This is a genomic window from Streptomyces sp. NPDC005866, assembly GCF_040629895.1.
Lineage (GTDB): Bacteria > Actinomycetota > Actinomycetes > Streptomycetales > Streptomycetaceae > Streptomyces.
This window is the reverse complement of the sequence record NZ_JBEXWP010000001.1, coordinates 341,226-360,400: the sequence shown is the minus strand read 5'-3', so window position 1 is coordinate 360,400 and position 19,175 is coordinate 341,226. Positions and strand designations below refer to the sequence as shown.

The window sequence follows — 19,175 nt, the reverse complement described above, 5'->3', positions numbered from 1 at the left end:
ACGTCCCGCGCCCGTAACCCGCGTGGATCTACGCTGAGGCAGATATACCTGCAAGCGGAGGGAGCGCACATATGCCTACCGGGAACCCCGAGGGGAAGAAGGTGCCGCCGGACGAGCAGCGCCTGGGACCGGTCCTCCGACGGCGCGGTCAGGTGACCGCGAGCACGACGGACCAGCGTCTGCTGGACGCGGGCGGCCCCTCCGACTGGGTCCACACGGACCCCTGGCGGGTGCTGCGCATCCAGTCGGAGTTCATCGAGGGCTTCGGCACGCTCGCCGAACTCCCGCCCGCGATCAGCGTGTTCGGCTCCGCCCGGACACCGGCGGACTCGCCGGAGTACGAAGCGGGCGTGGAACTGGGCCGGGGTCTGGTCGAGGCCGGCTGGGCGGTCATCACGGGCGGCGGCCCGGGCGCGATGGAGGCGGCCAACAAGGGCGCGCTGGAGGCGGGCGGCGTCTCGGTCGGCCTCGGTATCGAGCTGCCCTTCGAGCAGGGCCTCAACCCGTACGTCGACATCGGCCTGAACTTCCGCTACTTCTTCGTGCGGAAGATGATGTTCGTCAAGTACGCGCAGGGCTTCGTGGTCCTGCCCGGCGGGCTCGGCACCCTCGACGAACTCTTCGAGGCCCTCACCCTCGTCCAGACCCAGAAGGTCACCCGCTTCCCGATCGTCCTGTTCGGCAGCGCGTACTGGGGCGGCCTGGTGGACTGGCTGAAGAACACGCTGGTGGCCCAGGGCAAGGCGGCGGAGAAGGACCTCCTCCTGTTCCATGTGACGGACGACGTGGACGAGGCGGTGGCGTTGGTCTCGAAGGAAGCGGCCCGCTGAGCCGTCGCCCTGTCGCCCACCCGGCTGGGGGCGGAGCCCGGGGCGGGCGGACGGCGGTCTACGCCAGCCCGCGCCGCGCCACCGCCGGAGGCCGGTGGCCTGCGATCGACGCCACCATGTCGAGCACCTGCCGGGTCTCCGCCACCTCGTGGACGCGGTACACCTGCGCCCCCAGCCACGCCGACACCGCCGTCGTCGCCAACGTGCCGATCACCCGTTCCTTCAGCGGCCGGTCCAGGGTCTCGCCCACGAAGTCCTTGTTGGACAGGGAGACCAGCACCGGCCACCCCGTCTCGACCATCTCGCCCAGCCGCCGTGTCGCCTCCAGGCTGTGCCGGGTGCTCTTCCCGAAGTCGTGCCCGGGATCGATCATCACCGACTCCCGGGGCACCCCCAGCGCCACGGCCCGCTCGGCCAGCCCCAGGGTCACCCGCAGAATGTCGGCCATGACGTCGTCGTACGTCACCCGGTGCGGCCGTGTCCGCGGCTCCGCCTCACCCGCGTGCGTGCACACCAGCCCCACCCCGTAGCGCGCCGCGACCTCCGCCAGCCCTGGCTCGGCCCCGCCCCACGCGTCGTTCAGGAGATCCGCCCCGGCCTCGCAGACGGCCACCGCGACCGACGCCCGCCAGGTGTCCACGCTGATGACGACCTCCGGGAACCGCCGGCGCACCTCGGTGACGAACCCGACGATCCGCCGTGCCTCCTCCTCGGCCGTGACCTCTTCGCCCGGCCCGGCCTTCACCCCGCCGATGTCGATGATCGCGGCCCCCTCGGCGACCGCCTGCTCCACGCGTGCGAGGGCCGGTTCGTCGTGGAAGGTCGCCCCCTGGTCGTAGAAGGAGTCCGGTGTGCGGTTCACGATGGCCATGATCACCGGTTCGTGCGGTGCGAATTCCCGCTTGCCCAGCCTGAGCATCGCCTGTGACCTCTCGTAGTAAGTCCCTCGGTACGACCGCCTGCGGCCCTGACTGTCAGACTCGCATGGCACGATCGGACACAGACACATTCGACACCGAGCACTCCGAGCAGCATGAGTGCCGCACCGAGCTTCATCTAGCCTGGGGGCCACCGCGATGGTTATGTTCCTGTTCCTGGTCGTCGCGCTCGCGGTCGTGGTCGCCGCGGTCACGCTCTCCGTGGTGAGCGGCGGCGAGAGCGGCCCGCTGCCCGAGGTGGCGCCCGAGCGCTTCCAGGGCCCGCTGCCCCCGGACCGCCCGGTGAACCGCGCGGACGTGGAGAGCCTCCGCTTCCCGCTCGCCCCGCGCGGCTACCGCATGGCGGACGTCGACGACGCGCTCAGTCGCCTCGGCGCCGAGCTCGCGGAGCGCGACGCCCGGATCGCCGACCTGGAGTCCGCGCTGGCCGGCGCCCGGACCGCGGCCCCCACGTCGCTGGACAAGCCCGCCCCGGAGAACCGGCCGTGACCGACGGAGCGGCCATGGCCGGGCCGGACGGCAAGCTGCGCTGCCCCTGGGCCCTGTCCACCGAGGACTATGTGGCGTACCACGACGAGGAGTGGGGCCGCCCGGTCCACGGCGACGACGCCCTCTACGAACGCCTCAGCCTGGAGGCCTTCCAGTCGGGCCTCTCCTGGATCACGATCCTCCGCCGCCGCCCCGGCTTCCGCGCCGCCTTCGCCGACTTCCGCATCGAGAAGGTAGCCACCTTCACGGACGGCGACCGGGAGCGACTGCTGATGGACCCAGGCATCATCCGCAACAGATCGAAGATCGACGCGACGATGGCCAACGCGAAGGTCCTGGCGGAGTGGGCGCCCGGCGAGCTGGACGCCCTGATCTGGTCGTACGCCCCGGAGCCGGGGACCTACCCGGCTCCGAAGAACATCGCCGACGTACTGCCGGTGACACCGGAGTCGGCGGCCCTGTCCAAGGCGCTGAAGAAGCGCGGCCTGCGCTTCATCGGCCCGACGACGGCGTACGCCCTCATGCAGGCCTGCGGCCTGGTGAACGACCACCTGGAAGCCTGCGTGACCAGACGCGCCGTTTAAGGAGTCCGCGGGGGCCCGGCGGTGTGCGGCCACCGCCGCGCGGGCGCGCGGGACCGGCCACGACGCACCGCAGCCCCCCCGGTTGGTCACCGCCCCAGATACTTGGGCTTCTCCTTGTTCACAAACGCCTGAACGGCGATGCCGTGATCCTTGGAGGCCCCGGCCCGCGTCTGCAGTTCGTCCTCCTTCTGCAGCGTCTCCTCCAGGGAGTGCGTGAGCCCGTAGGCCACCGCCTCCTTCAGCGCCGCGTAAGCCACGGTCGGACCCTCGGCGAGCTTCCGCGCCACCTTCTCGGCCTCATCCCGCAGCTCGGCCGAGGGCACGACCTTGTTCGCGATCCCCAGGTCGTACGCGTCCTGCGCGCTGATGCTCCGGGGAAAGAGCAGCAGGTCAGCGGCCCGCCCCGGCCCCACGACCCGAGGCAGCGTCCACGAAATCCCGGAGTCAGCGGTCAGCGCGACCCCCGCGAACGACGTGTTGAAGGCGGCCGTGTCGGCGACCACGCGGTAGTCCGCGGCCAGCGCGAACCCGAACCCGGCGCCGGCGGCGACGCCGTTCACCGCGGCCACCACCGGCTTCGGCGCCCCGGCCAGCGCCCGCACGATGGGGTTGTAGTGCTCCCGGACCGTCGTCATCGTCTGCCCCGACCCCGTCTCCCGGTCGGAGGCGAGCAGCGTGATGTGTTCCTTGAGGTCCTGGCCCACGCAGAACGCCCGGTCCCCGGCGGCGGTCAGCAGGATCGCCCGGACGGCCGCGTCGGCCGCCGCTTCCTGCGCGGCCTCCCGAAGCGCGACCTTCGTCGCGATGTTCAACGCGTTCATCGCCTCGGGGCGGTTCAGCGTGATCGTCGCGAGTCCGTCACTCACCTCGTAGAGCACGGTGTCGGTCATGGTGCGTCCCCTCCGTCGTCGCGGCTGACGTACCGCTCAGTACGTCGATGTCCGCAGGACAGCATGGCGGAGATCGCCGCCCGGGGACCGGACCCGTCGTGTGACCTGCGTCAAAGAAATCCGGAGCCGACTCGGCAGGCGTAAGGACGCGCGTCGGCGCAGTATCGCAGCCACATCGCCGAATTGAGTGGTTTTGCTCGCGTGCGTTGCCCAAGCGATGCCGACTGATGTTGGTCATCGGGTCCTGAGATGCGGGATAATGGCTTGGAAGCAATGTGTTCGATGCCGGTGTCGCGTGTCCCGCCAGGATCGCGCGTGCCCTCCCGGGCCGTCGGCAGGCGATGAGCTGTTTTCAGGAAGGGGAACCAGCATGGCGGCCATGAAGCCGCGGACGGGTGATGGCCCGCTTGAGGTGACCAAGGAGGGGCGGGGCATCGTCATGCGCGTTCCGCTCGAAGGCGGCGGTCGGCTCGTCGTCGAGCTGACCCCTGACGAGGCCGCGGCGCTCGCCGACGCCCTCAAGAACGTCGTCGTCTGAGGCGTCAGCGACCATACCCTTTCGGCCGCCCCGGCATCGTATGCGGTGCCGGGGCGCTGCCGTCCTCCCGGTCCGTCCCCCCAGGTCCGTCCGCGCCGGGGGTCAGCGCTTGACGGCGCAGAGCAGTCCGTCGCCCACCGGCAGCAGCGACGGCACCAGTTCCGGGGTCTCACGGACCGTGCGCAGCAGCTCGCGCAGCCGCAGCACCTCGGTCGGCTGCGGCCTGGAGTCGACCGTACGGCCGTTGGCGAAGACGCCCTCGAAGATCACCAGGCCGCCAGGGCGCAGCAGGCGCAACGATTCAGCGAGATAGTCGGAGTACTCCTGCCGGTCGCCGTCGCAGAAGACCAGGTCATAGCCTGCGTCCGCGAGGCGGGGGAGTACGTCGAGGGCGCGGCCGGGGATGAAGCGGGCGCGGTTGCTGGCGAAGCCGCAGGCACGGAAGGCCTGCCGGGCGAACTGCTGGTGTTCCGGCTCGGGGTCGACGGTCGTCAGGACACCGTCCGGGCGCATGCCGTGCAGCAGATGCATCCCGGACACCCCGCAACCGGTACCGATCTCGGCGACCGCCTTGGCGTCCACGGAGGCGGCGAGCATACGCAGCGCGGCGCCCGTGCCGGGCGACACCGAGCGCAGCCCTGCCTCGCGGGCCCGGTCACGGGCCCAGCGCAGCGCTTCGTCCTCGGCGACAAAGGCGTCGGCGAACGCCCAGCTCGTCTGCCGGTTGCCGGTAATGACCCTCTCCTGTCCCCGTGGTTGCCTGGGCGTGACTGTATCCGTTGGCGCCGGGAACCCGCAGATGGGACCAGGCGTTTAGAGGGGTGGAAGACAGGGCGGGGGGACACGAATGGATCACGACGACGAGACAGTGGTCGGGCAACCGCTGATGCGGATGGATGAGCCGTATCAGCACAGACCAAGTTCTTGTAAAACCGCTTATCCGGTGCTAACGGGCGAGGTGGCTATGGTAGGGGCTCCACTGGACACCACCAGAGCCGACAGGGGAGGTGCGGCCGCGCCCGGGGATCGGGGACGAGTGCTACGGCGCTTTCTCGGATCGGCGGGCAGGCCGAAATCCGTGAACGACACCGCTGCTGACCCCAGCCACGCCGACGCGCTCGCCATGGGCGAGGACCGGACCGCGACCTTCTCCACCGACGCGGACGGGCAGGCATGGACTCCGCCCACGTGGGAGGAGATCGTCAGCACACACAGCGGCCGCGTCTACCGCCTGGCCTACCGCCTCACCGGCAACCAGCACGACGCCGAGGACCTCACCCAGGAGGTCTTCGTCCGTGTCTTCCGCTCCCTGTCGACCTACTCGCCGGGCACCTTCGAGGGCTGGCTGCACCGCATCACGACCAACCTGTTCCTCGACATGGTCCGTCGCAAGCAGCGCATCCGCTTCGACGCCCTCGGCGAGGACGCGGCCGAGCGCCTGCCCAGCCGCGAGCCCACCCCCTCCCAGGCTTTCAACGACGCGCACTTCGACGCCGACGTCCAGCAGGCTCTTGACACCCTCGCGCCCGAGTTCCGCGCCGCCGTCGTCCTGTGCGACATCGAGGGCCTGTCGTACGAGGAGATCGCCGCGACGCTCGGCGTGAAGCTCGGCACGGTCCGCTCCCGGATCCACCGCGGCCGCTCCCAGCTGCGCAAGGCCCTCGCGCACCGCTCCCCGGAGGCCCGCAAGGCCGAGCGCCGCTCCTTCGTGCCCCGTGTTGCCGCACTGGGAGGAGGGGGCGCGTCCGCGTGAGTGGTTCACGACCGAAACCCGCCGAGCGACAGCTCGCCGAGCAGCACCTGGGAGACCGACTCTCCGCCCTGGTGGACGGAGAGCTCGGTCATGAGTCGCGTGAGCGCGTCCTGGCCCATCTGGCGACCTGCGCCAGGTGCAAGGCGGAGGCCGACGCCCAGCGCGCGCTGAAGAACGTCTTCGCGGAGGCCGCCCCGCCCCCGCCGTCCGAGAGTTTCCTTGCCCGTCTCCAGGGGCTGCCCGGCGGCGGCGACACGGACGGCGGCGGCTCGCTGTTCGGCGGAGGCCCCTCCGGACGCCGGTCCGACAGCGGGGTCTTCGGCGTGGGGCAGGAGGACCGCTTCGAGTTCGGCTATGTTCCGGCCCACCCGCACGACTCGGCCGCCGGTCGGGGCTTCCGTATCCACCCCGTCGGCCGCCCGGACGGCGACCGCTCCGCCTCGCGCGGCATGCGGTTCGCGTTCGTCGCCGCCGGCGCGGTCTCACTGGCCGCCGTCGCCCTCGGCGGGGTCACCGCCGGCCTGCCCGGTTCCCCGGCCGCCGACGCCCGCAGCGGCATCGGCGGCGGCAGTGTCGCCCCGGCCGGTACCACGGGCACGGGCGCCGCGGGCGCCGCCGACTCGCAGCGCCGCCGCTCGCTCACCCCACTGCTGGCCTCCGGCACCCTGCTCGGGACCACGGCCGCGGCGCCCACCTCGGTGTCCGCGCCGCTGCTGCCCGGGGTGCCCTCCCCGGCCGCCGGGCCGAAAGCCCTGCGGGAGCTGACCGCACCAGTGCTGGCCGGCGCGGCCGCAGTATCCCCGCTGATACGGCCGCTGACCGCCAACCCCCCGTTCGCCCTCACCTCGTGGACCACCACCCCCGAGGCGACCGGCACCGCCCTGCTCGCCGCGCCCGTCCCCGACCCGTCCCCCGCTCCCTCCCCTTCCTCCTCCCGCGCGGCCCGCTGAGCACCTGCTGAACGGCCCCTGCCCGGTGACCCGCGAACCTGGTTGATCCTGTGAGCAAACTGTGCCCGTGGGGGCTGCCCCGGGCATGGATTCGACCTTCCGCCGCCCGCCCCTGAGCGCGGGCTGCGGTTCGCCCGCGAGGAGACCATGGACGAGGGCATACCGACGTCACCGGAGACTGCCGGCGATGCGGTGCCCGCTGCGCAGGATCAACCCCGGGAAACTCCGGTGGGCCCCTCCTCGACTTCCACGCCCGGGCCGGCGGGGTCAACTCCGCGATCCGCTCCGCCGACAGCCCGGGCAGCCTCGACGGCGGGCCGGCCGGGTCGGTCGGGCTCGGGTTCGCCATCCCCGTCAACCAGGCCAAGCGCGTCGCCGAGGAACAACACCGGGAAGGCGTCCCATCCGGTCATCGGGATCACCCTCGACATGCACTACAGCGGCGACGGCGCCCGCATCGACGACAAGCCGCCGACGGCGGGCCCGCCGTCGCAGCGGGCGGCCCCGCCGCCCGGGCGGGCCTGCGGGCGGGCGACGTCGTCACCGGGCTCGACGGGCGGTCCGTCCACTCCGGTGAGGAACTGATCGTCCGCACCCGCGCACACCGCCCCGGCGACCGGCTGAGCCTCACCGTCGAGCGCGCCGGCGCCCGGAAACGCCTCACGCTGGTCCTCGGTTCCTCGGACAGGAACTGACAGAAACGTCACAGGCGGCGCCCCGCTCATGTCCCGACTAGGCAAACAACCCGGAAAACCGGTCGTACACGCGCGGCCGGACACCTCGGGACGGTACCCGTCGGACAGGTACGGCGGGTACCGTGGACCCGGCCCGGGCCACGGAACACCCGCAACAGCAACCGGAGGGCCGAGGACATCGCAAGGAGCTTCAGGTGTTCAATGACATAGGACCACTCGAGCTGGTGACCATCATTGTGCTCGCCGTGCTCGTCTTCGGTCCGGACAAGCTCCCGAAGGTCATCCAGGACGTGATGCGGACCATCCGCAAGATCCGGGAGTTCTCGGAGAGCGCCAAGGCGGACATCCGCGAGGAACTCGGCCCGGAATTCAAGGACTTCGAGTTCGAGGACCTCAACCCCAAGACCTACATCCGCAAGCACCTGGACAACGAGGATCTGGGGCTGAAGGAGATCCGCAACGGCTTCGACCTGAAGAAGGAGATGGCCGAGGTCACGGACGCGGTGCACAGCCGCGAGACCGACTCGTCCCCTTCCGCGGGTACGACGGGTGGCCGGATCGACATGACCAAGAAGCCCGAGGACTCCGGCAAGGACGACCGTCCGCCGTTCGACGCGGACGCCACCTGAGCATCACCGGACACCCGGACCTGAGCGGCGCACGTGACGCGATTCATACCGCGTGTGCGCCGCTCACGGCTTGATCCAGCCGCCCGCGCGACCCACGCGCCGGGCGGTTTCGCTGCCGGTCCCAGCGGTGTGGATATGCTGCCGAGTTGTTGTGCGGACCGGACGAGTGCGCCCGAAGGGGGGCGGGCCGCCCCGGACCGACGAGAGCTAGGAGGCGTCCGGGCAGATGGAGACGACAAGTCGGGTGGGCGGACAGACGCCGGTCGCGGAGAACGGACAGCAGGTCCTCTCCGCCCGTCGCACGGTCGGCGGCTACCTGGAGGCGCCCTTCCCCTGGTACGGCCTCGACGAGGCGTTCACGGGGCCTCGCTGGCTGATGCAGGTGGGTACGGCGGCCGACGGTGCGGTGGAGCACGGGTCGATCGGGCACGGGGACGAGCCGTCGGTGCGGAACGAGCACCTGGCCGCGTCCGTCGGTGAACCCAGGGAGAAGTTCGCGGTGGTCGTGACCGTCGCGGCGAGTCCGTCCCGGAGGAGCGCCGACGGGACGGGGCTGCTGGAGGCGACGTCGGTGTCGTCGGCCGCGTGGCTGGCGGGGGTGGGGCTGCTGTCCTTCACCTGGCCGGGGCAGATGGACCACAGTCTGCGGGACGACTGGCTCGAGCAGCAGACCGAGACGGCGTGGGAACTGGCCGACGAGCTGAGCGGGCCGGAGTGGTCCACGCTCTCGCTGCCGGTGGACGGGGTGCCGACGCCGTTCCACTACCGGGAGTCGGAGTTCGGGTGGGTGCTCGCCGGGTCCACGTCGCAGGGGGTGCACCTGGGGGCGTACGGCAGGGGGATGTCTGCCTATGGCCTGGGGTTCGCGGTGATCAAGGACATCGCCGCGTACGCATGAGGAGTACGTATGAGAAATGCGTATGAGAAGTACGCATGAGAAAGGGGCGCCGAGGATTGTCGGCGCCCCTTCGCCGCGCCCTTGAGGGGCGCTCCAGGTCTCTCTAGAACTTGTTGCGCGGGGTGATGCCCAGGGACATACCCGAAAGGCCCCGCTGCCGCCCTCCCAGCTTCCCCGCGATGCCCCTCAGCGCCGCGCCCGCCGGGCTGTCCGGGTCCGTCAGGACGACCGGCTTGCCCTCGTCGCCGCCTTCGCGGAGGCGGACGTCGATCGGGATGCTGCCGAGGACGGGAACGGTCGTACCCGTCGTACGCGTGAGGCCTTCGGCCACCACCTGGCCGCCGCCCGTGCCGAAGATGTCGACCATCTCGCCGCAGTGCGGGCAGGGCAGGCCGGACATGTTCTCGACCACGCCGACGATCTTCTGGTGGGTCTGGACCGCGATGGAGCCGGCGCGCTCGGCGACCTCCGCCGCCGCCTGCTGAGGCGTCGTCACGACGAGGATCTCGGCGTTCGGGACCAGCTGGGCGACCGAGATGGCGATGTCACCCGTGCCGGGCGGGAGGTCGAGAAGGAGAACGTCGAGATCGCCCCAGTACACGTCCGCGAGGAACTGCTGGAGGGCGCGGTGCAGCATCGGGCCGCGCCAGACGACCGGGGCGTTGCCCGGGGTGAACATGCCGATCGAGATGACCTTCACGCCGTTCGCCGACGGCGGCATGATCATGTTCTCGACCTGGGTGGGGCGGCCGTCCGCGCCGAGCATGCGCGGGACCGAGTGGCCGTAGATGTCGGCGTCGACGACACCGACCTTGAGGCCGTCGGCGGCCATCGCGGCGGCCAGGTTGACCGTCACCGACGACTTGCCGACACCACCCTTGCCGGAGGCGACCGCGTAGACGCGGGTGAGGCTGCCCGGTTTGGCGAAGGGCACCTCGCGCTCGGTCTGGCCGCCGCGCAGGGCGGACGCCAGCTCCTTGCGCTGCTCGTCGCTCATCACGTCCAGGGTGACGTCGACGCGGGTGACGCCGTCGAGCCGGGAGACCGCCTCGGTGACACGCTGGGTGATCGTGTCGCGCATGGGGCAGCCGGAGACCGTCAGGTACACGGTGACCGCGACCGCGCCGTCCTCTCCGATCTCCACCGATTTGACCATCCCCAGTTCGGTGATGGGCCGGTTGATCTCGGGGTCGTTCACCGTAGCCAATGCCTCGCGCACCGCGTCTTCGCTAGCCATACAGACGATGGTACGGCGCGGCACAGCGCCCCTATAACGCCCCTCACCGGTCGTCTACGTCACGTCTCGCCGACCGCTCCGCCGGGAACACGCAGTGCCCGTCCCGCCGCTCGTCCATCTCCTTGATCAGATCCTGGAGCTCGGAACGGATCCAGTCCCGGGTCGCCACCTCGCCCAGCCCCATGCGCAGCGCGGCGATCTCCCGGGTGAGGTACTCGGTGTCGGCGATGGATCGCTCGTTCTGCTTGCGGTCCTGTTCGAGGTTGACCCGGTCACGGTCGGCCTGCCTGTTCTGCGCGAGCAGGATCAGCGGGGCCGCGTAGGAGGCCTGCAGGGACAGGGCCAGGGTCAGGAAGATGAACGGGTACTGGTCGAAGCGCAGGTTGCCGGGCGCCGCGATGTTCCACAGCACCCAGGTGATGACCACGAACGTCATCCAGACGATGAACCGCCCGGTACCCAGGAAACGCGCGATGCGCTCGGACAGCCGGCCGAAGGCCTCCGGATCCCACTCGGGCAGCAGCCTGCGCCGCGGCGGGCGCGGCTGGTCCAGACGGGGCCCGCGCGGCCGGGCGGCGGCGGTGGCGCCCGACAGGGTGCGCTCCCGGGTGCTCTCGCGTTCAGGCGCCACGATCCCCCGCCCCCTTCTCCTCCGTCTGCTCCTCCTCGTCCAGGTGGAACTCGGTCTCCCGCCAGTCGTCCGGCAGCATGTGGTCCAGTACGTCGTCCACGGTCACCGCACCGAGCAGCGACCCGGTCTCGTCCACCACGGGCGCCGCGACCATGTCGTACGTGGCGAAGAACCCGGCGATGATCGGCAGCGTGGCCTCGGGATCGAGCGGCTGCAGGTCGTCGTCGACGAGCGAACTGACCAGGGTGTACGGGGGGTCGCGCAGCAGGCGCTGGAAGTGGACGGTGCCCAGGTACTTGCCGGTCGGGGTCTCGTCGGGCGGGCGGCAGACGTAGACCTGGGCGGCGAGGGCCGGGGAGAGGTCGGGGTTGCGGACCCGGGCGAGGGCGTCGGCGACGGTGGAGTCGGGCCGCAGTACGACCGGCTCGGTCGTCATCAGACCGCCGGCCGTGTGCTCCTCGTAGGACATCAGCCGCCGCATCTCGGCCGCGTCCGCCGGCTCCATCAGGCTCAGCAGCCGCTCCTTGTCCCCCTCGGGGAGTTCGGCGAGCAGGTCGGCCGCGTCGTCCGGGTCCATGGCCTCCAGTACGTCCGCTGCCCGCTCCTCCTTCAGCTTGCCGAGGATCTCGATCTGGTCGTCCTCGGGAAGTTCTTCGAGCACGTCGGCCAGGCGATCGTCGTCCAGTGCGGCGGCCACCTCGCCGCGGCGCTTGGCGGAGAGGTGGTGCAGCACATTGGCGAGGTCGGCGGGGCGCAGCTGCTCGAAGGTGGCGAGCAGGCTCTCGGCGCCCTGGCCGTGCTCCTCCAGGGAGAAGCCGGTGACCTGCGACCACTCGACGGTGAGCGTCTCGCCTTTGGTCCGCCGGAAGGTGCCCGTCCGGCCCTTGCGGACGAAGACGCGGTCGACCTCCCACTCCCGGCGGGCCGGACGCTGCTGCACGCCCAGGTCCAGGACGGTGACCTCCTCGCCGGTCTCGACCAGCTGGACGCGGCGGTCGAGGAGTTCACCGAAGACCAGGCGCTCGGTGGGCCGCTGCTCGAAGCGGCGGACGTTGAGCACACCGGTCGTGATGACCTGGCCGGACTCGACGCTCGTCACCCGGGTCATGGGCAGGAAGATGCGGCGCCGGGTGGACAGTTCGACGACCAGGCCGAGCAGCCGCGGGGGCTTGCGGCCGACGCGCAGCATGACGACGAGGTCCCTGACACGTCCCACCTGGTCGCCGTTGGGATCGAAGACGGCGACACCCGCGAGGTGCGAGACGAAGATCCGGGGAGCGCCGGCTGCCATGGGTTCGCTTCCTCTTCCTGCCGAAGTGCCGCTTGATGAGATTCCTGTCCCCTTTGCCCGCTCGGTGGGCTTCAGGCTAGCCCGTACCGATCGGATACGCCCTGGTGGGCGGTCCGGACGGACTGGCTCCGCCGGGCGGCCGAGGCACCGGTACGCTGCGGTACGCCGTGCCGGACCCGTCAGAAAGGTGGCCCTGTCCGTGACCGCGATTGCTCCGGGCCGTACCCGTACTCGTCGCGCCGCGCTGGTGACCGCGATGTGCGCGCTGACTCTCGTCACGGCATGCAGTGAGGATCCGGACGCGGGCACGAACGGGGTGGGCAAGCTGTCCCCGGATGTCATCCAGTCGAAGACACGCGCGGCGGCGACGTCGGTGGCGACGGTACGGATGGCGGGGACGGTGGTCACGAGCGGGCGTACGTACGACCTGGACATGCGCCTGAACGCGGACGGCGGTACCGGGTCGGTCACGTCGAAGGGGGCGACCTTCCATCTGCTCCGGGTGGGCGAGACGCTGTATCTGCAGGCCGACGCGGACTTCTGGAGCCATGCCGACGGACGCGACACGAGCGCGGCCGGCAAGCTCGACGGCAAGTACGTCAAGGTTCCCCAGGGGGACCCCTCGTACAAGAAGTTCAGTGGCTTCACGGACAAGGACGTCCTCCTCTCGGGCCTCCTGACCCTGCACGGTTCCCTCTCGACCGACGGTCACCACGAACAGTCGGGCACACCCACCATCCGCATCACCGGCGACAGCGGCTCCGGCGGCACGCTGGACGTCTCGCTGCAGGGCAAGCCGTATCCGCTCCGCCTGGAGCGTGGCGGCGGCGCCGGCACCCTCACCTTCTCGGACTGGGGCAAGGCCTTCAGCGTCACCGAGCCGGAGAAGGGCGAGACGGTGGACTACGGCAAGCAGCTGCCTACGTCGTAGGCCGCCCACCGCCGTGGCGGTGCTGAGCCATGACCGCGATGTCCGGCGGCGCCGAACCCGGGCCGGACTTCGGCTACTTGGGCTTTCGTCGCTTCCTGAGGAGCTTCGGCAGGCCCGCGGGGGCCGGGTGCCGGGTCGTGGCCGGGGACGGCAGCGGGCTCTCCGCGAGGCTTTCCGTCGGCAGTGGCGTCGTCGCCCCGGTCGGCCGCAGGCGCAGCACCCTGCACTCCCTCGCCCAGCGGTCCGTCATGGCCTCGCCGTCGGGTGCGTTGAGGCGCTTGCCCTTCAGCTCCGCGACCGCCGCGTCCCACTCGGGGGAGCCGGCGGACAGCTCCGTCACCGTCGCCGTCCAGGTGACCAGCCGGCCGCCCTTGTCCTTGCTGCGGACGGTCACCTCGGCCGACCCGCCGTCGGTCAGCCCGGTCAGCGGCTGCTCGGTCCCGTCGCCGACCAGGCACACACCGCCGTCGGCCCAGGCATGCCACACCGCGCGCGCGGCCGGCGCCCCGGCGCCCCGGACCCAGATGAGGCCGGACTTCTTCGTGGCCTCCTCGACGACGGCCTGGTCGAGCAGCTCGCTTGTCATGGCGCCCAGCCTAGAGCCAGCCGTTGCGCTTCAGGGTGCGGTGGATGCCGAGGCAGATCACACCGGTGACGGCCATGATCACCGGGTAGCCGTACCGCCAGTGCAGCTCCGGCATGTACTTGAAGTTCATGCCGTACACACCGCACACCATCGTCGGTACGGCGATGATCGCGGCCCAGGACGTGATCTTCCGCATGTCCTCGTTCTGCGCCACGGACGCCTGCGCGAGGTTGGCCTGGAGGATGGAGTTGAGGAGTTCGTCGAAGCCGACGACCTGCTCCTGGACGCGGGCGAGGTGGTCGGCGACATCCCGGAAGTACTTCTGGATGTCGGGGTCGACCAGCCGCATCGGGCGCTCGCTCAGCAGCTGCATGGGACGCATGAGCGGTGACACCGCGCGCTTGAACTCCAGTACCTCGCGCTTCAGTTGGTAGATGCGCGCCGAGTCCACACCACGCGAGACCCCGCCCTTGCGGCCGGGCGAGAAGACCTCGGTCTCCACCTCGTCGATGTCGTCCTGCACGGCGTCGGCGACCGCGACATAGCCGTCGACGACATGGTCGGCGATGGCGTGCAGCACGGCCGAGGGACCCCTGGCGAGCAGCTCGGGGTCGTCCTGGAGCCGGTGCCGCAGCGCCCGCAGCGAGCCCTGGCCACCGTGCCGGACGGTGATGAAGAAGTCCCGGCCGGTGAAGCACATCACCTCGCCGGTCTCCACCACCTCGCTGTTGGCGGTGAGCTGGTCGTGCTCGACGTAGTGGATGGTCTTGAAGACGGTGAAGAGGGAGTCGTCGTAGCGTTCGAGCTTCGGGCGCTGGTGGGCCTGCACGGCGTCCTCCACCGCCAGCGGGTGCAGCCCGAACTCGCCCGCGATACCGGCGAATTCGGCCTCGGTGGGCTCGTGCAGGCCGATCCACACGAACCCGCCGTCCCGGCGCACCTGGCGCATCGCCTCCTGCGGGGTCAGCGGCTTCGGCGTCTGCACGCGCGCGCCGTCTCGGTAGACGGCGCAGTCCACGACGGCCGACGGCGTACCCGGGTCGCGGGTGCTGTCGTACGCGCCGGTCTCCGCGCGCAGGCTCTTGCCCAGCGAGGGGCGGGTCGGGCGGACCACGGCACGGAGGTCGCGGATCATCGACATGGGCAGGCTCCTTCGCGACAGGCAGCGGAAGACCGCCGGCGAACGGGTGGAACTACCCGGAATGGGGACGTCCTGACTGCGGATGTTTGGCACGTCCACAAAGCGGGGAGCACCGCACCGTTGCGGTGGCGACTTCGCTGCTGATTCGGATCAGACGAACGGATCCAGACGGATCCGGAACGGATCGGTCAGAGGGATCAGGCAAGCGGAAACAAGTGCTCTTCCGAACGACAACGCGAACGTGGAGGCGGCAGCCGGCCAGTAGACGAAATCAGCGGGCGGAAGAGCGAGTGGTACTGCACGGGTGACTTCGATCCATGACAGCCCCACCTCCTCCAGCCGGTCCCTCGTAAGGGAGTCCTTTGGTGTCGGGGTCTGACCGCGACGCTCTGCGTGCTGCCCCGAACCACCGCGGTCAGAGTAGCAGCAGCCCTCGGTGTCAAGGCGCCGCTTTGCCCGGTGGTGACGAGTTCTATGCTCACGACATGGCTGATGTTCTTCCTCTGGTCGAGGCCCGGTTGACCACCGCGCTGGGCGAACCGGATGCGCGCGCGGCGGTCACCTTCCTCGGAACGGACCGCATCGAGGTGCTCCGTTTCCAGGAGGATCTCCAGGGCGAGAACGTCCTGCGCTACGCCACGCTCGGTATGTCCGCGCATCCCATGAGCGAACCCACCGCGATGCTCGCGGACCCCGTCAAGGGCCCCCGCGCCGAACTGGTCCTGTCGGTCCGCGCCGGGTTCGCCGAGACCGACAAGGTGCTCCGCGCGCTCGCGGTCCTCGCCGCGTCTCCGCAGGTGGAGGGGCTGATCGTGACCCCGGGCGCGTCCCTGGACGTCGGGGAGCCGCTGTGGCCCGGCGCTCCCTTCACCTCGGTCCTGGTCGGCGAGCCGGGCGGGCTCGTCGAGGATCTGGCACTGGACGAGCCGCTCGATCCCGTACGGTTCCTGCCGCTGCTGCCGATGACCCCGAACGAGGCCGCCTGGAAGCGCGTGCACGGCGCCCAGGCCCTCCAGGAGCGCTGGCTCGCGAACGGCACGGACCTCCGGGACCCGCACCGGAAATCCGTCCCGCTGGACTGATGTACGAGGGTGAGCAAGCTCACCAAGCGCCGCTCGGGAAGAGTCAGTTGGCGAAGACCGCGACGCTGTCCGCCGTGGCGGGCTTCGGCTCCAGCCCTTCAGCCTGGTGCGTGAGCGCGTTCCGTCGTACGAGAACCACGACCGCGCCCAGCAGGGCGGTGGCCGCCGCCACCACGAGCGGGATGTGGATATCGGTCCACTCCTCGATCTTCGGCGATCTTCGGCGCGAAGTAGGGGGCGGCCGCGGCGGCGAACCAGCGGACGAAGTCGTAGCCCGCACTCGCCACCGGGCGTGGCGCGACACGCCGAGCGCAGGTGAAGAGCAGGGAGACCTGGCTGTTCCGCCCGGACGGGTGATCGTCCTTGACGTGGGGGATTCCGGGTAGGACCGTGGGGCCCTATGAGGGGCGAACCCAGTTGCCCGAAGTGCGGTGGCCGGGTCAGGGCTCCCGGACTCTTCGCCGACACCTGGCAGTGCGATGTGCACGGGACCGTGCATCCGGTACAGCCCGTGATCCCGCCCAGCGTCGAGGCCCTCGATGTCGTGGTGCACCGCACCCAGGTGCCGGTGTGGATGCCCTGGCCGCTGCCGGTCGGCTGGCTGTTCACGGGTGTGGCGTGCGCCGGTGACGACCGCAGCGGTGGGCGCGCGACCGCCGTCGCCTGCTCCGGGCCCGCGCCGCTCGGCGGCATAGGGGAGATGATCCTGGTCGCCGAGGAGCTGGGCGTCGGTCTCGGGGCGCGGTACGCGGGCATCGACGGGCCGGATCCGGGACCGTCGATGAACGTGGAGAAGCCGCCGCAGGCCAAGGTGCTGGCCGCCGGGCGTCCGGCGCCGCTGTGGCATGTGTCGGGGGCGCCGGCCGACCGGGCCGTCTTCGCGGGTGAGGCGCGGGGGCTGTGGCTCTGGGCCGTGGTGTGGCCCGAGCAGACCGGCTTGCTGATGTACGACGAACTGGTGATCACGGATCTGCGGGACGCGGGCGCCGAACTGGATCTGGTGCCTTGCGGCGCGTTGTCGCCGCGCCTGCTCGAGCCGTAGGAGCAGGGCATTGCCTGTGACGTGGCTGTACGGGGTGCCCCCGACTTCCGGGTGTGACAGGGCATCCGGTTCCGGCCGCTATTGTTGACGCGTCCCCACCGTCCCGTCCCGCCTGGAGTCCGCACCGTGCGCATCGATCTGCACTGCCACTCCACCGCATCCGACGGTACGGACAGCCCGGCCGAGCTGGTGCGGAACGCCGCCGCCGCGGGGCTCGACGTCGTCGCACTGACCGATCACGACACCACCCGGGGTTACGCCGAGGCCATCGCCGCGCTGCCCGAGGGGCTCACCCTGGTCACCGGGGCCGAGCTGTCCTGTCGTCTCGATGGTGTCTCCATGCACATGCTGGCCTACCTCTTCGACCCCGAGGAGCCCGGTCTGCTCGCCGAGCGTGAGCTGGTCCGGGACGACCGGGTGCCGCGGGCCCAGGGCATGATCGCCAAGCTGAACGGGCTGGGCGTGCCGGTCACCTGGGAGCAGGTGAAGCGGATCGCCGGGGACGGTTCCGTGGGGCGGCCGCATGTCGCCTCCGCGCTCGTCGAGCTCGGGGTCGTACCGACCGTGAGCGACGCCTTCACGGAGGAGTGGCTGGCCGACGGCGGCCGGGCCTTCGTGGAGAAGCACGAGACCGACCCCTTCGAGGCGATCCGGCTGGTCAAGCAGGCCGGCGGGGTGTGCGTGTTCGCGCACCCGGCGGCCGCCAAGCGCGGGCGTACGGTGCCCGAGTCGGCGATCGCCGAGATGGCCGCGGCCGGCCTCGACGGCATCGAGGTCGACCACATGGACCACGACGCCGACACCCGGGCACGGCTGCGCGGGCTGGCCGCGGAGCTGGGGCTGCTGGTCACCGGGTCCTCGGACTACCACGGCAGCCGTAAGACGGTGGCGCTGGGCGAGTACACGACCGACCCCGAGGTGTACGGGGAGATCACGCGCCGCGCGACCGGCGCGTTCCCCGTCCCGGGCACCGGCGGACGCTGAGGCTCTTCCCCTCGTTCCCCTGTTCCCGGCGCAGCAGGCTGTCGCCACCCTCTTCCAGGCTCGGCCCAGCTGCCCGCGGGGACTCCCATCGCCCTGCGGCACGACTGCCCGCAGCGCTGACCGATGCACAAGGCCCACGCATGTTCGACGTCACCGTCTTCGGCTCCCTCTTCCTGACCCTGTTCGTCATCATGGATCCCCCTGGGATCACCCCGATCTTCCTGGCCCTCACCTCCGGCCGGCCCGGCAAGGTGCAGAAGCGGATGGCCTTCCAGGCCGTGTGCGTCGCGGGCGGGGTGATCACCGTCTTCGGGCTCCTGGGGCACCAGATCCTCGACTACCTGCATGTGTCCGTGCCCGCGCTGATGATCGCGGGCGGGCTGCTGCTCCTGCTGATCGCCCTCGACCTGCTCACCGGCAAGAACGACGAGCCGAAGCAGACCAAGGACGTCAATGTGGCGCTGGTGCCCCTGGGCATGCCGCTGCTGGCCGGGCCCGGCGCGATCGTGTCGGTCATCCTCGCGGTGCAGAAGGCGGCCAGCGTCTCCGCCCAGGTGTCCGTGTGGACCGCGATCCTCGCCATCCATGTCGTGCTGTGGCTGGTGATGCGGTACTCGCTGCTGATCATCCGGGTCATCAAGGACGGTGGCGTGGTCCTGGTGACGCGGCTCGCGGGCATGATGCTCTCCGCGATCGCCGTACAGCAGATCATCAACGGCGTCACCCAGGTGATCAGGGGCGCGTAGGCGGCCGGACAGACGCGGAGCCCCCGTACGGCGTCGTGCCGTACGGGGGCTCCGAAGACTCTGCGGTGCTCCGCGCGTCAGTGTGCGTGTCGTGTTTCGTGTGTCGTGGCTCGGGCCTCGTATCTGGTTACGAAGCCTGGTTCTCGGCCGGTCGGATCCACAACCGCTGCCCGATGGCGGCGGCCTGCTGGACGATCCTGTTGACGGAGGCGGCGTCCACGACGGTGCAGTCCACGGTGGTGCCGTCGACTTCGTCCAGTCGCCTGATTTCGAAGCGCATCTGCCTCTCCCTTCGTCTCATGTTCTGTAG

The 19,175-nt window shown here is 70.7% G+C and carries 22 protein-coding genes and 2 pseudogenes; 14 read left to right on the top strand and 10 right to left on the bottom strand.

The features are described from left to right. Window positions 1-71 precede the first annotated feature (71 nt). Window positions 72-830: a TIGR00730 family Rossman fold protein gene (locus ABZ396_RS01725; RefSeq protein ID WP_358926740.1), complete on the top strand. Its 759-nt coding sequence runs from the start codon at window positions 72-74 to the stop codon at window positions 828-830. A gap of 58 nt (window positions 831-888) precedes the next feature. Here ABZ396_RS01725 and folP read toward each other — a convergent pair whose 3' ends face one another. Continuing rightward, on the bottom strand, window positions 889-1,749 hold the full coding sequence (gene folP, locus ABZ396_RS01720; protein ID WP_358926741.1) for a dihydropteroate synthase: 861 nt from the start codon (window positions 1,747-1,749) through the stop codon (window positions 889-891). A 157-nt stretch (window positions 1,750-1,906) separates the two neighbouring features. On the opposite strand from folP, the gene ABZ396_RS01715 reads away from it, so the two are divergent. Together ABZ396_RS01715 and ABZ396_RS01710 are read left to right on the top strand one after the other, a co-directional pair. After that, entirely contained in the window at window positions 1,907-2,257 is a 351-nt protein-coding gene (locus ABZ396_RS01715; protein ID WP_358926742.1) for a DivIVA domain-containing protein, read from the top strand. After that, on the top strand, window positions 2,254-2,841 hold the full coding sequence (locus tag ABZ396_RS01710; protein WP_358926743.1) for a DNA-3-methyladenine glycosylase I: 588 nt from the start codon (window positions 2,254-2,256) through the stop codon (window positions 2,839-2,841). The genes ABZ396_RS01715 and ABZ396_RS01710 overlap by 4 nt, the downstream gene beginning before the upstream one ends. Window positions 2,842-2,927: 86 nt before the next feature. Here the strand turns inward: ABZ396_RS01710 and ABZ396_RS01705 are convergent, their stop codons facing one another. After that, window positions 2,928-3,731 carry an enoyl-CoA hydratase-related protein gene (locus ABZ396_RS01705; RefSeq protein WP_358926744.1) on the bottom strand — a complete coding sequence of 268 codons (804 nt, stop codon included), beginning with the start codon at window positions 3,729-3,731 and terminating at the stop codon, window positions 2,928-2,930. A gap of 370 nt (window positions 3,732-4,101) precedes the next feature. Here ABZ396_RS01705 and ABZ396_RS01700 point away from each other — a divergent pair, with 370 nt between their 5' ends. After that, window positions 4,102-4,269, top strand: a complete 168-nt coding sequence (locus ABZ396_RS01700; protein ID WP_004950282.1) for a DUF3117 domain-containing protein — start codon at window positions 4,102-4,104, stop codon at window positions 4,267-4,269. Window positions 4,270-4,371: 102 nt separating this feature from the next. Here the strand turns inward: ABZ396_RS01700 and ABZ396_RS01695 are convergent, their stop codons facing one another. Continuing rightward, complete coding sequence (locus ABZ396_RS01695) at window positions 4,372-5,070, bottom strand: O-methyltransferase (protein WP_358926750.1); 699 nt, start codon at window positions 5,068-5,070, stop codon at window positions 4,372-4,374. 235 nt (window positions 5,071-5,305) lie between these two features. Here ABZ396_RS01695 and sigE point away from each other — a divergent pair, with 235 nt between their 5' ends. The 5 genes and pseudogenes from sigE to ABZ396_RS01670 all read left to right on the top strand — a co-directional run bounded on the left by sigE (window position 5,306) and on the right by ABZ396_RS01670 (window position 9,194). After that, the gene (gene sigE, locus ABZ396_RS01690) at window positions 5,306-6,022 is read left to right on the top strand and encodes an RNA polymerase sigma factor SigE (RefSeq protein ID WP_358926745.1); all 717 of its coding nucleotides are present in this window, start codon (window positions 5,306-5,308) and stop codon (window positions 6,020-6,022) included. Then, window positions 6,019-6,972 carry an anti-sigma factor gene (locus ABZ396_RS01685; protein WP_359183567.1) on the top strand — a complete coding sequence of 318 codons (954 nt, stop codon included), beginning with the start codon at window positions 6,019-6,021 and terminating at the stop codon, window positions 6,970-6,972. Before sigE ends, ABZ396_RS01685 begins: the two co-directional genes overlap by 4 nt. Window positions 6,973-7,187: 215 nt before the next feature. After that, window positions 7,188-7,658: pseudogene (locus ABZ396_RS01680) on the top strand (PDZ domain-containing protein); the annotation flags it as partial. A 203-nt stretch (window positions 7,659-7,861) separates the two neighbouring features. After that, entirely contained in the window at window positions 7,862-8,296 is a 435-nt protein-coding gene (locus ABZ396_RS01675) for a sec-independent translocase (RefSeq protein WP_358926190.1), read from the top strand. A 226-nt stretch (window positions 8,297-8,522) separates the two neighbouring features. Beyond that, window positions 8,523-9,194 carry a hypothetical protein gene (locus ABZ396_RS01670; protein WP_358926192.1) on the top strand — a complete coding sequence of 224 codons (672 nt, stop codon included), beginning with the start codon at window positions 8,523-8,525 and terminating at the stop codon, window positions 9,192-9,194. A gap of 103 nt (window positions 9,195-9,297) precedes the next feature. On the opposite strand, the gene ABZ396_RS01665 is transcribed toward ABZ396_RS01670, so the two are convergent. From ABZ396_RS01665 to ABZ396_RS01655, 3 genes are read right to left on the bottom strand one after another with little or no spacing between them, the layout of a single operon-like run. Then, window positions 9,298-10,431, bottom strand: a complete 1,134-nt coding sequence (locus ABZ396_RS01665; protein ID WP_358926194.1) for an Mrp/NBP35 family ATP-binding protein — start codon at window positions 10,429-10,431, stop codon at window positions 9,298-9,300. A gap of 43 nt (window positions 10,432-10,474) precedes the next feature. Next, on the bottom strand, window positions 10,475-11,062 hold the full coding sequence (locus tag ABZ396_RS01660) for a DUF1003 domain-containing protein (protein WP_358926195.1): 588 nt from the start codon (window positions 11,060-11,062) through the stop codon (window positions 10,475-10,477). Next, the gene (locus tag ABZ396_RS01655) at window positions 11,052-12,353 is read right to left on the bottom strand and encodes a CBS domain-containing protein (protein WP_358926197.1); all 1,302 of its coding nucleotides are present in this window, start codon (window positions 12,351-12,353) and stop codon (window positions 11,052-11,054) included. The genes ABZ396_RS01660 and ABZ396_RS01655 overlap by 11 nt, the downstream gene beginning before the upstream one ends. A gap of 199 nt (window positions 12,354-12,552) precedes the next feature. Here ABZ396_RS01655 and ABZ396_RS01650 point away from each other — a divergent pair, with 199 nt between their 5' ends. Further along, window positions 12,553-13,284 carry a hypothetical protein gene (locus ABZ396_RS01650; RefSeq protein WP_358926199.1) on the top strand — a complete coding sequence of 244 codons (732 nt, stop codon included), beginning with the start codon at window positions 12,553-12,555 and terminating at the stop codon, window positions 13,282-13,284. Between the two features lie 73 nt (window positions 13,285-13,357). Here ABZ396_RS01650 and ABZ396_RS01645 read toward each other — a convergent pair whose 3' ends face one another. Together ABZ396_RS01645 and ABZ396_RS01640 are read right to left on the bottom strand one after the other, a co-directional pair. Further along, window positions 13,358-13,870 (bottom strand): hypothetical protein, encoded by a 513-nt coding sequence (locus tag ABZ396_RS01645; protein ID WP_358926200.1) that lies wholly within the window; start codon window positions 13,868-13,870, stop codon window positions 13,358-13,360. A 10-nt stretch (window positions 13,871-13,880) separates the two neighbouring features. Further along, window positions 13,881-15,011 carry a magnesium and cobalt transport protein CorA gene (locus tag ABZ396_RS01640; protein ID WP_358926202.1) on the bottom strand — a complete coding sequence of 377 codons (1,131 nt, stop codon included), beginning with the start codon at window positions 15,009-15,011 and terminating at the stop codon, window positions 13,881-13,883. Window positions 15,012-15,496: 485 nt separating this feature from the next. Here ABZ396_RS01640 and ABZ396_RS01635 point away from each other — a divergent pair, with 485 nt between their 5' ends. After that, window positions 15,497-16,093: a suppressor of fused domain protein gene (locus ABZ396_RS01635; protein ID WP_358926204.1), complete on the top strand. Its 597-nt coding sequence runs from the start codon at window positions 15,497-15,499 to the stop codon at window positions 16,091-16,093. A gap of 43 nt (window positions 16,094-16,136) precedes the next feature. On the opposite strand, the pseudogene ABZ396_RS01630 reads toward ABZ396_RS01635, so the two are convergent. Beyond that, a pseudogene (locus tag ABZ396_RS01630) lies at window positions 16,137-16,392 on the bottom strand (MFS transporter); the annotation flags it as partial. A 101-nt stretch (window positions 16,393-16,493) separates the two neighbouring features. Between ABZ396_RS01630 and ABZ396_RS01625 the strand changes: the two are divergent. From ABZ396_RS01625 to ABZ396_RS01615, 3 genes are all read left to right on the top strand, one after another. Continuing rightward, window positions 16,494-17,135, top strand: a complete 642-nt coding sequence (locus ABZ396_RS01625) for a DUF6758 family protein (RefSeq protein ID WP_358926206.1) — start codon at window positions 16,494-16,496, stop codon at window positions 17,133-17,135. Window positions 17,136-17,261: 126 nt separating this feature from the next. Continuing rightward, the gene (locus tag ABZ396_RS01620) at window positions 17,262-18,119 is read left to right on the top strand and encodes a PHP domain-containing protein (protein WP_358926207.1); all 858 of its coding nucleotides are present in this window, start codon (window positions 17,262-17,264) and stop codon (window positions 18,117-18,119) included. A 140-nt stretch (window positions 18,120-18,259) separates the two neighbouring features. Next, a complete protein-coding gene (locus ABZ396_RS01615) occupies window positions 18,260-18,865 on the top strand; it encodes a MarC family protein (protein WP_358926209.1) in 606 nt (201 codons plus the stop codon). A 127-nt stretch (window positions 18,866-18,992) separates the two neighbouring features. On the opposite strand, the gene ABZ396_RS01610 is transcribed toward ABZ396_RS01615, so the two are convergent. Next, a complete protein-coding gene (locus tag ABZ396_RS01610; RefSeq protein ID WP_351704745.1) occupies window positions 18,993-19,145 on the bottom strand; it encodes a hypothetical protein in 153 nt (50 codons plus the stop codon). Between the last annotated feature and the right edge of the window lie 30 nt (window positions 19,146-19,175).

What these genes read in the sequence shown, in the direction of transcription:
- ABZ396_RS01725 (WP_358926740.1), top strand. Translation starts at nt 72, where the DNA reads ATGCCTACCGGGAACCCCGAGGGGAAGAAGGTGCCGCCGGACGAGCAG.
- folP (WP_358926741.1), bottom strand. Translation starts at nt 1,749, where the DNA reads ATGCTCAGGCTGGGCAAGCGGGAATTCGCACCGCACGAACCGGTGATC.
- ABZ396_RS01715 (WP_358926742.1), top strand. Translation starts at nt 1,907, where the DNA reads ATGGTTATGTTCCTGTTCCTGGTCGTCGCGCTCGCGGTCGTGGTCGCC.
- ABZ396_RS01705 (WP_358926744.1), bottom strand. Translation starts at nt 3,731, where the DNA reads ATGACCGACACCGTGCTCTACGAGGTGAGTGACGGACTCGCGACGATC.
- ABZ396_RS01700 (WP_004950282.1), top strand. Translation starts at nt 4,102, where the DNA reads ATGGCGGCCATGAAGCCGCGGACGGGTGATGGCCCGCTTGAGGTGACC.
- ABZ396_RS01670 (WP_358926192.1), top strand. Translation starts at nt 8,523, where the DNA reads ATGGAGACGACAAGTCGGGTGGGCGGACAGACGCCGGTCGCGGAGAAC.
- ABZ396_RS01665 (WP_358926194.1), bottom strand. Translation starts at nt 10,431, where the DNA reads ATGGCTAGCGAAGACGCGGTGCGCGAGGCATTGGCTACGGTGAACGAC.
- ABZ396_RS01655 (WP_358926197.1), bottom strand. Translation starts at nt 12,353, where the DNA reads ATGGCAGCCGGCGCTCCCCGGATCTTCGTCTCGCACCTCGCGGGTGTC.
- ABZ396_RS01645 (WP_358926200.1), bottom strand. Translation starts at nt 13,870, where the DNA reads ATGACAAGCGAGCTGCTCGACCAGGCCGTCGTCGAGGAGGCCACGAAG.
- ABZ396_RS01640 (WP_358926202.1), bottom strand. Translation starts at nt 15,011, where the DNA reads ATGTCGATGATCCGCGACCTCCGTGCCGTGGTCCGCCCGACCCGCCCC.
- ABZ396_RS01635 (WP_358926204.1), top strand. Translation starts at nt 15,497, where the DNA reads ATGGCTGATGTTCTTCCTCTGGTCGAGGCCCGGTTGACCACCGCGCTG.
- ABZ396_RS01625 (WP_358926206.1), top strand. Translation starts at nt 16,494, where the DNA reads ATGAGGGGCGAACCCAGTTGCCCGAAGTGCGGTGGCCGGGTCAGGGCT.
- ABZ396_RS01615 (WP_358926209.1), top strand. Translation starts at nt 18,260, where the DNA reads ATGTTCGACGTCACCGTCTTCGGCTCCCTCTTCCTGACCCTGTTCGTC.
- ABZ396_RS01610 (WP_351704745.1), bottom strand. Translation starts at nt 19,145, where the DNA reads ATGCGCTTCGAAATCAGGCGACTGGACGAAGTCGACGGCACCACCGTG.